At 69.5% G+C, this 15,256-nt stretch carries 14 protein-coding genes and 2 pseudogenes; 11 read left to right on the top strand and 5 right to left on the bottom strand.

All coding sequences use genetic code 11. The features are described 5' to 3' along the window. Window positions 1-83 precede the first annotated feature (83 nt). On the top strand, window positions 84-473 hold the full coding sequence (locus tag O7621_RS14625) for a hypothetical protein (protein WP_282229791.1): 390 nt from the start codon (window positions 84-86) through the stop codon (window positions 471-473). A gap of 122 nt (window positions 474-595) precedes the next feature. Then, a pseudogene (locus tag O7621_RS29180) lies at window positions 596-763 on the top strand (NUDIX domain-containing protein); the annotation flags it as partial. A gap of 129 nt (window positions 764-892) precedes the next feature. Here O7621_RS29180 and O7621_RS14630 read toward each other — a convergent pair. Together O7621_RS14630 and O7621_RS14635 are read right to left on the bottom strand one after the other, a co-directional pair. Beyond that, the gene (locus O7621_RS14630; RefSeq protein WP_282229792.1) at window positions 893-1,093 is read right to left on the bottom strand and encodes a DUF397 domain-containing protein; all 201 of its coding nucleotides are present in this window, start codon (window positions 1,091-1,093) and stop codon (window positions 893-895) included. Then, window positions 1,081-1,869, bottom strand: a complete 789-nt coding sequence (locus O7621_RS14635) for a helix-turn-helix transcriptional regulator (protein WP_282229793.1) — start codon at window positions 1,867-1,869, stop codon at window positions 1,081-1,083. The genes O7621_RS14630 and O7621_RS14635 overlap by 13 nt, the downstream gene beginning before the upstream one ends. Before the next feature lie 530 nt (window positions 1,870-2,399). On the opposite strand from O7621_RS14635, the gene O7621_RS14640 reads away from it, so the two are divergent. From O7621_RS14640 to O7621_RS14660, 5 genes and pseudogenes are all read left to right on the top strand, one after another. Beyond that, a complete protein-coding gene (locus O7621_RS14640) occupies window positions 2,400-4,136 on the top strand; it encodes a LamG domain-containing protein (protein ID WP_282229794.1) in 1,737 nt (578 codons plus the stop codon). A gap of 272 nt (window positions 4,137-4,408) precedes the next feature. Beyond that, window positions 4,409-4,828: pseudogene (locus O7621_RS14645) on the top strand (Hint domain-containing protein); the annotation flags it as partial. Between the two features lie 546 nt (window positions 4,829-5,374). After that, the gene (locus O7621_RS14650) at window positions 5,375-5,647 is read left to right on the top strand and encodes a hypothetical protein (protein ID WP_282229795.1); all 273 of its coding nucleotides are present in this window, start codon (window positions 5,375-5,377) and stop codon (window positions 5,645-5,647) included. A gap of 650 nt (window positions 5,648-6,297) precedes the next feature. Then, a complete protein-coding gene (locus O7621_RS14655; protein ID WP_282229796.1) occupies window positions 6,298-6,750 on the top strand; it encodes a hypothetical protein in 453 nt (150 codons plus the stop codon). Window positions 6,751-7,099: 349 nt separating this feature from the next. Further along, a complete protein-coding gene (locus O7621_RS14660; protein ID WP_282229797.1) occupies window positions 7,100-8,203 on the top strand; it encodes a D-alanine--D-alanine ligase family protein in 1,104 nt (367 codons plus the stop codon). Between the two features lie 70 nt (window positions 8,204-8,273). Here O7621_RS14660 and O7621_RS14665 read toward each other — a convergent pair whose 3' ends face one another. Together O7621_RS14665 and O7621_RS14670 are read right to left on the bottom strand one after the other, a co-directional pair. Further along, on the bottom strand, window positions 8,274-8,957 hold the full coding sequence (locus O7621_RS14665; protein WP_282229798.1) for a DUF3515 family protein: 684 nt from the start codon (window positions 8,955-8,957) through the stop codon (window positions 8,274-8,276). Then, the gene (locus O7621_RS14670) at window positions 8,954-9,187 is read right to left on the bottom strand and encodes an Lrp/AsnC ligand binding domain-containing protein (protein WP_123600471.1); all 234 of its coding nucleotides are present in this window, start codon (window positions 9,185-9,187) and stop codon (window positions 8,954-8,956) included. Before O7621_RS14670 ends, O7621_RS14665 begins: the two co-directional genes overlap by 4 nt. Window positions 9,188-9,299: 112 nt before the next feature. Here O7621_RS14670 and O7621_RS14675 point away from each other — a divergent pair, with 112 nt between their 5' ends. Both O7621_RS14675 and O7621_RS14680 read left to right on the top strand, forming a co-directional pair. Then, entirely contained in the window at window positions 9,300-10,238 is a 939-nt protein-coding gene (locus tag O7621_RS14675; RefSeq protein WP_282229799.1) for a thiamine-phosphate kinase, read from the top strand. An 84-nt stretch (window positions 10,239-10,322) separates the two neighbouring features. Then, window positions 10,323-10,787, top strand: a complete 465-nt coding sequence (locus O7621_RS14680) for a GNAT family N-acetyltransferase (RefSeq protein WP_282234598.1) — start codon at window positions 10,323-10,325, stop codon at window positions 10,785-10,787. Between the two features lie 96 nt (window positions 10,788-10,883). On the opposite strand, the gene rpmB is transcribed toward O7621_RS14680, so the two are convergent. After that, window positions 10,884-11,078: a 50S ribosomal protein L28 gene (gene rpmB / locus O7621_RS14685; protein ID WP_123600473.1), complete on the bottom strand. Its 195-nt coding sequence runs from the start codon at window positions 11,076-11,078 to the stop codon at window positions 10,884-10,886. Between the two features lie 231 nt (window positions 11,079-11,309). Here rpmB and O7621_RS14690 point away from each other — a divergent pair, with 231 nt between their 5' ends. Both O7621_RS14690 and recG read left to right on the top strand, forming a co-directional pair. Further along, complete coding sequence (locus tag O7621_RS14690; protein ID WP_282229800.1) at window positions 11,310-13,016, top strand: DAK2 domain-containing protein; 1,707 nt, start codon at window positions 11,310-11,312, stop codon at window positions 13,014-13,016. Between the two features lie 22 nt (window positions 13,017-13,038). Continuing rightward, window positions 13,039-15,252 (top strand): ATP-dependent DNA helicase RecG, encoded by a 2,214-nt coding sequence (gene recG / locus O7621_RS14695; RefSeq protein WP_282229801.1) that lies wholly within the window; start codon window positions 13,039-13,041, stop codon window positions 15,250-15,252. Window positions 15,253-15,256: the final 4 nt, after the last annotated feature.

The raw sequence follows: 15,256 nt of genomic DNA on the forward strand, positions 1-15,256 counted from the left end.
ACCCCCGGGGCGCAGCTTCCCGCATCTCCCGTCCAGTGTGCCCGGGCAGGGGTTGCCGGACCCCTGGGTCCGGAGGTGCGGGCGTGTCCTTTGGTGAGGGTGGTGTGGCTAAACCTGGATTATCAAGCGCTGGAAATTGTGGTGACAATTCGATGTCAGATTTCCATGGTAACGAATATCGTAGCGCAACTATGTATAGGATGATGATTTGGGGGATCAGGGGCTTTTTGATGTGCTTTCTGGTTGGTCTATTCCTGATTGCAATATTGGAGCTTGTAGTCGCGTCTGGGGTCATTGGTATCATGGTGGCGGGTTGTGTCTTCGGGGGTGTAATTTCGATCGCAACGGCGTTTATCCCGCTGACAAGATTCTCTGCATTGATACGGGAAAATGGTGGAATGCAGATCGATGGGCAGCTGCCATTTTTGCGCCATCTGATATCCGACCTGTGGCGGATGGGGTGGCGCCGCTGAAGCATCGTGGGAAAGGTGGTCAGGTTGGTGACCGATCTGGCGCAGGTGTTGGCCGACTCCCGTGGGGAGCAGCCACCCGACTTGGCTCAGACCTGCACTCCGTACCCGTATCGGGAGGTGTCGTGACCCGCCGCCGTGACTACTACCGCGACCCGGCCGCGCCGAGGGCGAACAGGATCGTCCCAGGCGGTTCGGCGATCGTCACCGACGATCGCGGTCGGGTGCTGATGCACCGACGAGCAGACTCCGGCAACTGGCCGCTGCCCGGCGGCACGATGGAGGTCGGCGAGACACTGCAACAGGTGCGCCAGGAGTTCATCGTCACCTACCTCGGTCGAATCGTTGGTGGGACGATTCTGGTCAGCGACGAGTCCACCGAGGTGCGGTTTGGACCCCGCCGGCGTGCTGGCGGTGTGCGGTCAGGCGGTGAGGGTGCCGGTCTTGATGGCGGCGACAAAGGCCGACCAGTTGGCGGGGGAGACGGTCAGGACCGGGCCGGTGGGGTCCTTGGAGTCGCGTACGCCGATCACGCCGGCCAGCCCGTCGGCGACCTCGACACAGTCGCCCTGGCTGTTCGATCGGCTGCTTTTGCGCCAGGTGGCGCCGGTCAGGTCGGCCATGACTCGTACTCCTTCGCCGTGTCCAGCAACAGCGCCCGCGACTCGGCCTCGCTCAGCGCGGCCGACCGGATGTCGTCGTAGACCCAAGCGTACCGGTCGCACTCGGCCTGCTTGTCGAGGAAGAGCGCGCCGGTGATCGACTCCTGGTAGACGGTGGTGGGTTCGTACTGCTCGGGAAAGTCCAGGATGGTGAACAGGCTGCCGGTCAGCACCCCGGCGTGCAGGTCGGACGAGAACGGCAGGACCCGGATCGATACGTTCGGCAGCCGGCCGGCGTCGGCGAGCCGGCGCACCTGTGCCGCCATGATCTGGCGCGACCCGACCACGCGGCGCAGCACCGCCTCGTCGACGACGATGTCGAACTCCGGCGCCTGCGGCTCCAGCCGGGTCAGCAGCCGGGCCCGGCCCAGCCGTACCGCGACCCGGTCGGCGATCTGGTGACGGGGCACGCCGTCGACATCCTTGGTGAAGACTGCGGTGGCGTACTCCCGGGTCTGCAGCACGCCTGGGATGAGCTGGCTCTGATAGACGCGGATCCGGCTGGCGGCCTCCTCCAGGCCCACGTACAGCTCGAACCAGGACGGCAGGCTGGCGTAGTCGTGCCACCAGCCCTTCTCCCGGGTCTTGGTCGCCAACGCGGCAAGGATCTCGGTGGTCTCCTCTTCGACGCCGTACAACTCGCAGAGCAGCACGACGTCGCCGGAGCGGACCGGGACCTCGCCGCGCTCCATCCGCCACAGCTTCGTCGCCGACCACTCCAGCTCGCTGGCGACCACTCCAGCTCGCTGGCGACCGACGTCTGCGGCAGCTGGGTCAGCCGCTCGCGCAGCTGACGCAGCTCCCGGCCCAGTCGTCGGCGCGGTACGGACGAGTTCAACACGGACGGGGACATGGCTACCACCTCCTGGGATGCTCGACCTGACCCATCTTGCCGTCACTAGTGGACTTGAGAACTCCGTCGATCGGTGGACGAGTGGCTCGGCTCAACGTCGACGGGTTTTCGTCAGAGTTGTACGCCTGGCCGGTCGTACCCGACTGATAACCCTGTGTTGCTCGATGTCCGGTGAGGGAGGTTTGTGGTAGCGGATTGTGATGCCCCCTTTACAGATACGGCCATGGATCTCTACGGTCGGACGTACATGACGCATAGCCACGGGGGTCCCTAGTGGATGCTGCCCAGACGCCGCCGATCCGTTCGAGCCGCCCACGACATCACTGGCCACAGATCCTGGCCGCCATCGCCACAGCCGCCGCACTGACGCTGAGCACAACCGGGCCGGCGGCCGCTGATCCACCCGGAGACCCGGTGCCGGCGCCGACCGTGACCTCGGTCGACTACCCCGACGACGGCGTGTCACACGGTGGTCGGGACGTCGCGGGTGAGTTCACCTTCAGTACGTCGTCGCCCGACGTCGTCGCCTACGTGTACGGCTGGAGCAACCCGGCAGGCACCACGGTGACCGTTGCCCCTGGGGCGAGCGTGACGTTGACCCTCACCCCACCGGGCGAGGGATCCAACGCCCTGCACGTCTACGCGCGCAACGAGTACGGCCGGCCCAGCCCGACGACGACGTACCAGTTCCTGGTCACCTCGCGATCGTCGCCGATCGGCCACTGGCCGCTGATCGACACCAACAACGAGCGTTTCCGTGCCCGCTCAGGCGGCCCCGACCTGGTCCCGAGCGGCGACGTCACCTGGGCACCGGACACCTACCTGATCGAGGCGAGCACGCCGGCTTTCGACGCAGTCGCCGAAGACCCGGTCGACGTCCCAGGTGCGGCCACCGCAGCCGTGTCCGCGCTCGACACCTCGGGCTCGTTCAGCGCCGCCGCCTGGGTCCGGCCAGCTGACCTGTCTGGCGATCGCACCGCCGTCGGTGCCGACGGGACCGGTGCCGGTGGCTTCCAGCTGGGCATCCGCCAACTCGGCGACCCGCCGGCTCCGCACTGGGCATTCACCGTGCCGACGGGTACGGCAGCGTCGAGTCCGCTGATCTCCGCGTACCGTCCCGCGCCGATCGCCGCTTCCGACGTCGACCACTGGACCCACCTGACCGGCGTGTTCGACGCCGACGAGGAACTGCTTCGGTTGTACGTCAACGGAGCCTTGGCCGCTGAGGCCGCGTTCGCGGCTACCCCGTGGCAGGCGGCTGGGCCGTTCACGGTGGGCCGAGGCTTCAGCGCCGGCGCGCCGGCGCAGTGGTGGTCCGGCGGCGTGACGGACGTCCTGCTGTGGAGCCGGGTGGCGGACCTGGAGGACCTGCATGGTCGCTTCTCCGATCCCGGTGACACGCTTCCTGAGCTGTTCGGGGTGCTGACGCCGAGACAAGTTGGGCTGTGGGGGTTCGACTACTCGGCTGACTGCTGGTGCGGTGACGAGTTCGACCTCGGCTCCTGGGGCCGCAACCTGTACCTCGCCGGCTGGGACACCGTGCCGGAGACCTCGGGGTTCGTCCACGACTCCGGTGCCCCGACCGGCCACGCGGCCTGGTTCGACGGGACGAGCGGGTACGCCTCGACCACCAGCCCGTACGATCCGGTCCCGCGCCCGGTGCTGCGTACCGATCGTTCCTTCGGGGTGTTGCTCTGGGCCCGTCTCGACGGTGACCCGGCAGATCCACTGCCCGACAGTGACACGGTGGTGCTCGCCCAGGGTGGCGACGAGACGGACGCGTTCCAGCTTGGATACCGAGCCAGCGACGGGCGGTGGGTGTTCCGGCTGCGTGGGGCGGACGACGCCGGCCTGCCCGACCTGGCCGTCGCGGCGAGTCCGGCCGAGGCGGTACCCGGCCAGTGGACGCATCTCGCCGGGGTGTACGACGCGGGCTCGGCGACACTCACCCTCTACATCGACGGCGTGGCCGGTGACCCGGTGGCGGTGCCTGCGCCACCAAGCTGGACCGCGCCCGGGTCGCTGACCGTCGGGGCCGGGGCAGGACCTGCGGGGCTGACCGGCTTCTTCCCTGGCCGGGTGAGCCGCATCGAGGCACACTCCGGCCCGGTCCCGGCCTGGCTGATCACCGACCGCTACACCCGTCCATAACTGATCACACACGCCAGCCGACCACTCCATGTCGGTGATGGTGAGTCCACCGCGTTGCTGGCAGTCTGGATCCGGATGTCGTAGGAGTGCAGCAAATCGCATTCGCGGAACTCACCGGCATCGCGGACTTCAATCGCTGCGGCGATGGCCAATGGCAAGGATGCCTACTCTTCGCCGCGATGTTTATCCCTGGTGGGCCAGTCGCAAAATACTCTGCTAAAGCGTTCTGGTTTCTCCGCGTCGCCTGGCTCAGGAAACTCGGCAAGGCGTGCAGCTTCAGTGGCGACACCGAAGTCCTGATGGCCGACGGCAGCACCCAGCCGATCGAGGACATCGAAGTCGGCGACAAGGTGATGGCCACCGACCCCGAAACCGGCGAGGAAGGCCCCCGCAGAGTAACCCACCTCTGGGTCCACGACGACCAACTTGTCAACCTCGCGGTAGCCAGCGGAGATGTTACGACCACGGAAGATCACCCCTTCTGGAACGACACTGACCAACAATGGCAGCGCGCCGACGCCCTCGACCCAGGCGACCACCTCCTCACGGCGTCAGGAGAAAGACTCTCTGTCATCGGTATCGACTGGCTGACCGCTCGACGTGGCGTGGCGTACAATCTCACTGTCGCCGACATTCACACGTACTATGTGATGGCCGGAAATCAATCGGCGCTGGTGCACAACTCAAACGGGCTGTGCGGAACGAAAGCTCTCGCTGATGGGGATTGGCAACACATTGTCGATAGGCATCGTCCAGGTGGTGATTTAGTAACGAGTGACGCGGGAATCTTCACTGGGAAGAATAAGCTTGTTCAGCAGCGGATCGCCGCAACTATCGACCGAGGAACGCCGCGGCCGAATACGCCTGATCCCGTCACGGGTGCGCCGCGGCCCGGCCAGGTGTATGAGTGGGACTTCGGCGTGCCCGTTGGGCGAGCTGGGCCTGACAATGGCGGCGGAGAGTTGAAGCGCATCCGAGTTATTGTTGACGACGGTAAGGTTGTGACGGCCTTCCCGTTCTAGGTCAACGGGTGTAAGTGAGGAAACATGATTTCTCTGTCGATATTCCTTCCTGATCCAGGGTCGCCTTGGTTTAGGACCTGGGATGATGCTAGAGCTGGAGACCCAGCCGTCCTTAGTGAGACGGATCTCAGATATAAGTACTTCGGAGTTGGCTTTCGGCTGGCGGTAGGAGGCGTTGAGATCGTCCCTAAGGGCCGGATGGTTACGCTCATCGACTTGATGTTCTCTCTCTCGTTTGCGGTGGAGCGCATTTCTTCGGGGCGAGATGGCGCCTTCGGTTTCACCGAGAACAATGACGTTGTCCGCTTGCGGCAAGAGGGTGATTTAGTGGTATTTAGTTCGTCTAAGGACTTCGCGGAAGGCTCGGTAAATCGCGAGGAATTTCTAGGGGAAGCTGTTCGATTCCTGGATGAGTGTTACGTGCGGCTGGTGGCGGAAGTTCCTGAGCTGTCTATAAATCCGACCATCAAACAGTTGCGCTTGAAATAGGAGGCGCCGATCGGATGCGCAGTCAGCCGTCAGGTGGCCGTCAGGTCCATCCGATGGTCGGTTGCCGCTCACCGTTGGGATGCATGTAGGGATCATGTCGGTCCCTTTGTTGTCCTTGGAGTCCGCCACCAACGGCAACGGCAGGCGACCGAGCCGCCCACGGTGTACGTCGACGGCTTCACAGGGGCACTCTTCCTAGACAAGTCGCACGAGATAGGCCGGTATGAGGGAGCCTTCAGCAACATCTGGGACGCATCGCTGGTTGAGCAGGGGTCGAGGCAGGTAATCGGGAACCCGGTGATAGGAGATGGACATAATGGACGCCTGCGAGATCCCCGCCGCTCGGTAGTTCAACTCGAGCCGGAGCAACGGGCAGAACAATGTGTGGAGGCCGCGTTCCTGCCGGACCACAGCGTGGCGCTACGCGACGGCAAGGACATGTCCGGACCGGTGCTGCGGGGTGGACCCGGGTACCTGGTCGACCTTCGTCAAAGGTGTGAAGAAAGGCGGGCTCACTCACGCATGATCCGCTGGACCGCCGGCGAACGAACCCGGGTCCCGGGTCCTCGTTACGTTCGCGCTCTTGAGAAGCGTCGCGGTGGAACGCATGCGGGTGTCGCTGTCGATCCGCAGGACAGTAAGACCGTTCGATGATCGGCTACGGTTCGATAGACAGATTGCAGCATGTGACAGTTGTGGCGAGCCACTCTCGTGTCAATACCGGCATTTGGGTGGTCAACGGCTGGTTCAAGACCCTGGATAATTCGATTTCGAATGAGGAGCTTGCTGGGGCGGTCCTTGAGGCGTTTGCCAAGACGCGAGATGGCGTAGGCCAAGAATTCGTCGAGGGTGTCAAGGGTCGAATGCGGCAAATCTTCAATTCGGTTGAAGTAGATTCGTACGCGGCTTACCTGGAAGGCCTCGTTTCGGTGAATGCAAGGCGGGAATTCCCGGCCAGTTCCGTAGAATTGACCCCGATGCAGAACTTGGGGCCGCGGCGAGGGCTTAGATTTGATCTTGACCAGATGGTTGTTGTGTCTCCGGATGCGGGGCTCAACGATCTTGGAGCCTCAATTCGGGTGGCGCTTGACAGGGCGTCATGAGCACGTCAATAAGTTTGGGGGTGCCAGACCTGGTCTGCCGTGGTTAGTGCTGAAGTTGCGCAGGCAAGTCGAGCCGTAGCCACGGGCGGAGTCGACGGGGCAAAGGCAGGCGGGCTCGCCGACGCGTGACCCTCGTAGCCCGCCGCCCAACGAACGCGGGTCCCGGGTCCTCAGCTACCCGGCGGTTACTCCTTGCATCATCAGGAGGATCCGGGGCCGGTCAGGGCCCGGCGGGCGGGTACGCAGAGTAGGGTCAGCCGCGTGAGCGCGAAGACGTGAACCGCGTACCGCCGGGCTCCCCCGACCTCGCCCGGCGGGCGCGTGCAGGCCGCGAACGAAAGGCACCCCTGTGACCAGCCCAGCCAAGACCCGCGTCGCCATCGTCTTCGGCGGCCGCAGCACCGAGCACGCGATCTCCTGCGTCAGCGCCGGCAGCATCCTGGCCGCCCTGGACACCGACGAGTACGAGATCGTCCCGGTCGGCATCACCCGCGCCGGGCGGTGGGTGCTCACCACCGGCGACGGCAGCCAGCTGGCCATCACCGATCGTCAACTGCCGGAGATCACCGACCGGTCCGGCTCGGCCGTGGTGCTGCCCGCCGACCCGACCGGCAACGGGATCATGGTGCTGGACCCGGCCGACGGTCCGGCCGCCGCCCTGGCCGGCGTCGACGTCGTCTTCCCGGCGCTGCACGGCGCGTACGGCGAGGACGGCACCATCCAAGGGCTGCTGGAGATGGCCGGCATCCCGTACGTCGGGGCCGGGGTGTTCGCCTCGGCCGCCGCGATGGACAAGGAGTTCACCAAGAAGCTGGCCACCGTCGAGGGCATCCCGACCGGCCCGTACGCGGTGCTGCGCCCCGGGGTGAGCCTCAGCGACGCCGACAAGGAGCGCCTCGGCCTGCCGGTGTTCGTCAAGCCGTCGCGCGCCGGTTCGTCGTACGGCATCACCAAGGTCTCCGACTGGGCCGACCTGGACGCCGCCGTCGCCACCGCCCGGGAGATCGACCCGAAGGTGCTGATCGAGGCGGCGATCGTCGGCCGTGAGGTCGAGTGCGGGGTGATCGAGGGCGAGGCCGGCGGCGGCCCCGAGGCGTCCCTGCTGGCCGAGGTACGGGTGGTCACCGACCACGAGTTCTACGACTTCGATGCCAAGTATCTCGACAACTCCTGCGAGTACGACATCCCGGCCTGGTTGTCGGAGCAGGTCACCCGGCAGGTGCAGGACTACGCCTGCCGCACGTTCACCGCGCTGGACTGCGCCGGGCTGGCCCGGGTCGACTTCTTCGTCACCGACGACGACCAGATCTACCTCAACGAGATCAACACCATGCCGGGGTTCACCCCGACGTCGATGTTCCCGCGGATGTGGGCGGCCGCCGGCCTGGAGTACCCGAAGCTGGTGGACCGGCTGATCCGTACCGCGCTGAGCCGGGGCACCGGGCTGCGCTGACCGACCGCCGGGACCCAGACCGGACCCGACCAGACCGGACCGGAGGACCGGATCCGGACCGGACCCAGAGTCAGGCGCGGCAGCCGCGCGGGGCGGCGCCCGCGTCGCTGGGCACCGTCTCGATCAGCGGGTCGGCGAACGCGGTCACCCACTGGCCCGGTTCGTCGTAGGAGTCGGGCACGCTCACCCGCACCGGGATCTCCCGGTCGACGGTGGTCCAGACGGTGGCGTCGGCCTGCTCGGCAGCGTGCCAGCAGACCCCGTCCAGCGCGTACACCAGGTCGGTCGGCGGGAACTCCGCCGCCGGCACCCCGCAGGCGACGGTGATCGGCGGTTCGCCGTACGCGGCGTTCTGCTCGGCGCCGGCGGTGACCCGCCGCTGCGGCAGGTCGCGCAGCGTACCCGGCAGTTGGGAGACCAGCGCCCGGCAGACGATCTCGGCGCGTTCGTCCAGCGTCGGGGCGGCGATCTGCACCGGCGTGGTCGGCACCGGCGCGACACCGGCGGACGCCGACGCCGACGGGTCCGCTGCGGCCCCGGGGTCGTCGTCGGACCCGGCCGGGGCGAGCCGGCTGAACGCGGCGAGCGCCACGATCACGGTCAACGGCAACGCCACCACGGTCGCCCAGATCGCCGCCTGCCGGGTCGTCCGGTCCGGCCCACCCGGAGCCGGGCTGTCCGGAGACCGTCCGTCCGGAGCCGGATCGCCGGCCGGCGACCCGGCGGCAGAGACGTCCACCTGCTCAGTCGTCACAGTCGTACCACCGAACACGTCAGGGTCCGGGTGATGCCCGGCACCATCTGGACCCGGCTGACTATCATCGTCCCGAGTTCGTCCACGGTGTGCGCCTCGGTGAGCACGACCACGTCGTACGGCCCGGTCACCGCGTCCACCCGGACCACGCCGGAGATGTCCGCGATCGCGTCGGCGACGTCGCGTGCCTTTCCGACTTCGGTCTGGATGAGGATGTATGCCTGGACCACGACCCGACTCCTATCCGCCGCCCGGGAGCGGCTCGAACGTGAAACTACCGTACGGAGCAGGCCGGATTCATGACGGTGCCCGAGTGGAGACGACAATGATCGAGGTGGACCGGTGAATGTGGCACAGGCCGGTGAATTCGGGCTCATCTCCCGGGTCACCGCGCGGCTGCACCCGGGGGCCGCCACCCTGCTCGGCCCCGGCGACGACGCGGCCGTGGTGGCCGCCTCGGACGGCCGGGTGGTCGCCTCCACCGACGTGCTCGTCGAGGGCCGGCACTTCCGGCGGGACTGGTCCAGCGCCGTCGACGTCGGCCACCGCGCGGCCGCCGCGAACCTCGCCGACATCGTGGCGATGGGGGCGGTGCCGACCGCGTTGCTGGTGGCGCTCTGTGCCCCGCCGGAGACCGACGCCGGCTGGGCCGAGGACCTGGCGGTCGGCCTGTCCGACGAGGCGGCCAAGGTAGGCGCGAGCGTGGTCGGCGGCGACATGTCGGCCAGCCCGACCCTGACCATCGCGGTGACCGCCCTCGGCGACCTGCACGGCGCCACCCCGGTGCTGCGCGGCGGCGCGCACGCCGGTGACGTGCTGGCCATCGCGGGCCGGCTCGGCTACGCCGCCGCCGGCTACACGGTGCTGTCCCGCGGCTTCCGGTCACCGAAGCTGCTCGTGGAGGCGTACCGACGCCCCGAGGTGCCGTACGCCGCCGGCCCGGCCGCCGCGAACGTCGGCGCCAGCGCCATGATCGACATCTCGGACGGGCTGATCGCCGACCTGGGCCACGTCGCCACCGCCAGCCGGGTCGGTATCGACCTGCGCCGGGCCGCCTTCGAGGTGCCGCCGCAGATGCGCGACACCGCCAACGCGCTCGGCGTCGACCCGTACCAGTGGATCTTCGGCGGTGGTGACGACCACGCCCTGGCCGCGACGTTCCCCGAGGATCTGCCGCTCCCGAAGGGCTGGCGGCGGGTCGGCCACGTGGTCAAGGGCGCCGGGGTCACCGTCGACGGTCAGCCCTACCAGGGCGTCGCCGGCTGGGAACACTTCCAGTGAGGCCGCGCCGGTCACCGCTGAGCCACCGCCGGTGACCGCACTACGCTTTACCGCGTGACTGATCTGCTTCAGGCCGGCGTCGAGATCCGCCGGGTCCGCTACACCGACGCGGTGGCGCAACGCCTGGTGGCCGCCGCCATGGCCGATCTGGGTGCCCGCTACGGCGGCACCGGCGACGACACCCCGGTCGACCCGGCCCACTTCGACCCGCCCGGCGGTGCCTTCCTGATCGCCCACCTGGACGGGGCGCCAGCCGGCTGCGCCGGCTGGCGCAGCCACGGCAGCTCCGGCGAGGACGCCGAGCTGAAGCGGATGTACGTTGCCGACGCCGCCCGCGGCCGCGGCGTGGCCCGCGCGCTGCTCGCCGCCGTCGAACGCTCCGCCGCCGGCCAGGGCCGCCGCCGGGTCATCCTGGAGTGCGGCGACAAGCAGCCCGAGGCGATCGCGCTCTACAGCAGCAGCGGGTACGCCCGGATCCCGAACTTCGGCTACTACCGGGACTCGCCGGGCTGCCTGTCCTTCGGCCGGGTGCTCAGCGCCGACTGGTGACGGGTGCTCACCGCCGACTGGTGACCGTACACAGTCAGCCGCCGGACCCGATCGGGTCCGGCGGCTGCTGAAACGTCGAGGTCGTGGGCGGCGCGGTCAGGCGCCCCGGACCACCTTGCCGGCCTTGAGGCAGGAGGTGCAGGCGTTCACCTTGCGGGTGTTGCCGCCACCGGCCGGAGTGCGAACGGTCTGGATGTTCGGGTTCCAACGGCGGTTGGTCTTCTTCTTCGACCACGGCACGTTGTGACCGAAGCCCGGCCCTTTGCCACAGACGTCGCACACGCTAGCCACGGGATACTCCTGGGGATTTGTCGTTCATCAGGTCGCCGGTCGCCGGGACACACCACGCCCAGACAACCTGGCCAGGCTACCCGATCGACCACCCGGGCGGCCAATCGCCCTGCCCGACCGGCCTGTTGCCGCCGCCCGGCCGGATCGGGTCGTCTCCGCGCGCCGACCGCCCGGCCCGCACCCGGGTCGTCTTCACGGCGGCTGTCGGCGTGCGCCAGTAGGCTCATCGCCGTGCTGGACACCCTTGACGCCGCCGCCGTGCGCCGGTGGTGTTCGGGTGCGCTGGCCGCGCTGCGCCACCACCAGGGCGAGATCGACGCGCTCAACGTCTACCCGGTGCCGGACGGCGACACCGGCACCAACCTGGTCCTCACCCTCACCTCGGCCCAGCATGCCCTGGCCCTCGACCTGGACAACTCCTCCGAGGGGGAGCAGACCTCGCACGGGCGGGTGCTGCGGCTGATGGCCCGGGGCGCGCTGCTCGGCGCCCGGGGCAACTCCGGGGTGATCGTCTCGCAGATCCTGCGCGCGCTGGCCGACGCGCTCACCGACACCGCCGTGGTGCGCGGCCGGGCCCTCGCGTCGGCGTTGACCGCCGCAACCGACGCGGCGTACGCGGCGGTCGCCCGCCCGGTCGAGGGGACGGTGCTGACCGTGGTCGCCGCCGCCGCGCGGGCCGCCGACCGGACCGGCTCCGACGACCTCGCCACCGTGGTACGGGCCGCCGCCTCGGCCGCCCGCGACGCGCTCGCCGCGACGCCCGGTCAGCTGCCGGTGCTGGCCCGCGCCGGAGTGGTCGACGCCGGCGGCCGCGGCCTGTGCCTGCTGCTCGACGCGTTGGCCGCCGTGGTCGGCACCCCGCTCACCGACCGCACCGACCGCACCGGCGATCCTGCGGCCGACACCGGCGACACCGGCGATCCCGCCTACCGGGTACCCGGTAGCCCCGGCGGTGCCGGCTCCGCCGTCGACTCCGACAGTGGGGCCGGCTCCGAGGGGTACGCCTACGAGGTGCAGTTCCTGCTCGAAGCGCCGGCCGGGGCGGTCGATCGGATGCGGGCCGTACTCGCCGAGATCGGCGACTCGCTGGTCGTCGTCGGCTCCGACGTAGCGGGCGATGCCGGCAGGGACGATGACACAGGGGACGATGACGACGTGCACGTTCCGGTGTGGAACGTGCACGTGCACGTCGACGACATCGGCGCCGCCATCGAGGCCGGCATCGCCGCCGGTCGCCCGTACCGGATCTCGGTCACCCGGTTCGCCGACCAGCCGGCACCGCCGCTCGCCGGCCGGGCCGCCGTGGTGGTCGCCGCCGGCACCGGCCTCGCCGCCCTGTTCACCGGTGAGGGCGCCGGCGTGGTCGGCGGCTCCCCGTCCACCGCCGAGCTGCTCGACGCCATCCGCCGCACCGGCGCCGCCGAGGTGGTGGTGCTGCCCAACGACCCGGACACCCAGGCCGTCGCCGGGCTCGCCGCCCGGGAGGCCGAAGCCGGCGGCGTCACCGTCGCCGTCGTGCCGACCCGGTCACCGGTGCAGGCCCTCGCTGCGCTTGCCGTCCGCGACCCGCGACGCCGCTTCGACGACGACGTGATCGCAATGGCGGAGGCGGCCGGGGCCTGCCGGTACGCCGAGGTCTGCCACGCCGCCCGGGAAGCGCTCACCGTCGCCGGCCGCTGCCGCCCCGGCGACGTGCTCGCCCTGGTCGAGGGGGAGGTGCTGCTGATCGGCACCGACCTGGCCGGCACCTGCCGCAACCTGCTGGACCAGCTGCTCGGCGGCGGCGGTGAACTGGTCACCCTGATCATCGGTGAGCAGGCACCGACCGGCCTGGGCGAGGCGGTGGCGGCGCACGTCGCCCGCTGCTGGCCGTTCGTCGAGGTGCACACCTTCGTCGGCGGGCAGCCGCACTATCCGCTGCTGGTAGGGATCGAATGACGCAGCCGTTGTTGGAGGCCGGATGACGCAGCCGTGCACGATGGACACTCCGCTGAAGGTCAATCTGGGCGCGAAGACCGCCAAGGCGATGGCCGACCACCTCGACCTGCACACCGTCGGGGACCTGCTCTACCACTTCCCGCGCCGCTACGACCAGCGCGGTGAACACACCGACATCCGTTCGTTGGAGGTGGGGGAGCAGGTCACCGTCCTCGGCCAGGTGCGGAGGACCACCGTACGGCCGATGCGCCAACGGCGCGGCAAGCTGCTCGAAGTGGTCGTCGAGGACGGCACCGGCGGCACCCTGACGTTGACCTTCTTCGGCAACCAGGCGTGGCGGGAACGGGACCTGAAACCGGGCCGCTGGGGGCTGTTCGCCGGCAAGGTGACCGAGTTCCGGGGCGTGCGCCAGCTCAACGGCCCCGAGTACGTGCTGCTCGGTGACGGTGCCGCCGACGGCGAGGTGGCCGCCGAGGACCCGGTGGAGGAGTTCGCCGGTGCGCTGATCCCGGTCTACCCGGCCGCCGCCGCCGTGCCGACCTGGGTGATCGCCCGCTGCGTACGGACCGTGCTGGACGTGCTCACCCCGCCCGAGGATCCGATGCCGGCGGCGGTACGGGCCAGCCGCAACCTGCTCGGCCTGCACCCGGCGCTGCGGCAGATCCACCGCCCGGCCGACGAACCAGAGCTGTTCCAGGCCCGGCGGCGGCTCAAATGGGACGAGGCGTTCGCCGTACAGCTGACGTTGGTGCAGCGCAAGCTGCGCGCCGCCGACTGGCCGGCGCGGCCCCGGCCCCGTGCGGACGCCGGCCTGCTGGCCGCGTTCGACGCCCGCCTGCCGTACGAGCTGACCGACGGCCAGCGGCGCATCGGCGAGGAGATCGCCGCCGACCTGTCCACCGCGCATCCGATGCACCGGCTGCTGCAGGGCGAGGTCGGCTCCGGCAAGACGGTATGCGCGCTGCGGGCGATGCTGCAGGTTGTCGACGCCGGTGGGCAGGCGGCGCTGCTCGCCCCGACCGAGGTGCTGGCCGCCCAGCATCACCGGGGCATCCAGGAACTGCTCGGCCCGCTGGGGCGGGCCGGTGAACTGGACGGCGACCCGGCCGGCACCCGGGTGACGCTGGTCACCGGGTCGCTGGGTGCGGCGGCCCGCCGGGCCGCCCTCGACGAGGTCCGCGACGGCCGGGCCGGCATCGTGATCGGCACCCACGCCCTGCTGTACGAGGGCGTCGACTTCGCCGACCTGGGCCTGGTCGTCGTCGACGAGCAGCACCGGTTCGGGGTGGAGCAGCGCGACGCGTTGCGGGCCAAGGCCGAGCAGCCGCCGCACGTGCTGGTGATGACCGCCACCCCGATCCCGCGGACGGTCGCCATGACCGTGTACGGCGATCTGGAGGTCTCCGCGCTCACCCAACTGCCCGGCGGCCGGTCGCCGATCGTCTCGCACGTGGTGCCGGCGGCGGAGAAGCCGGCCTTTCTGGAGCGGGCCTGGCGGCGGGTACGCGAGGAGGTGGCCGCCGGCCATCAGGCGTACGTGGTCTGCCCGCGCATCGGTGACGCGACCGGAACCGGCGCCGACGAGGAGCCCTCCGGCGACGGCGACGATCCCGGGGCGCGGCGGCCGCCGCTGGCGGTGACCGAGGTGGCGCCGCTGCTCGCCGACGGGCCGCTGCACGGGCTGCGGATCGAGGTGCTGCACGGTCGGCTGCCGGCTGACGCCAAGGACGCGGTGATGCGTGCCTTCGCCGCCGGTGACGTCGACGTGCTGGTCGCCACGACGGTGGTCGAGGTGGGGGTGAACGTGCCGAACGCCACCGTGATGATCGTGCTGGACGCCGACCGGTTCGGGGTGTCGCAGCTGCACCAGCTGCGTGGCCGGGTCGGTCGGGGCTCGGCGGCCGGGCTGTGCCTGCTGGTCACCGACGCCGCCGACGGTACGCCGGCCCGCGAGCGGCTGGACGCGGTCGCGTCGACCACCGACGGGTTCCGGCTGGCCGAGCTGGATCTGGAGCAGCGCCGCGAAGGTGACGTGCTGGGCGCGACCCAGTCGGGTCGCCGGTCCCACCTGCGGCTGTTGTCGCTGCTGCGCGACGCCGACCTGATCGGGCAGGCCCGGGCCGAGGCGATCGACCTGCTCGGCGACGATCCGGAGCTGACCCGGCATCCGGCGCTGGCGGCATCCGTCGGCACTTTGGTCGACGCCGAACGCGCCGAGTACCTGGAAAAGGGCTGAATCC

The sequence above is a fragment of the Solwaraspora sp. WMMD937 genome, from assembly GCF_029581175.1.
Taxonomy (GTDB): Bacteria; Actinomycetota; Actinomycetes; order Mycobacteriales; family Micromonosporaceae; genus Micromonospora_E.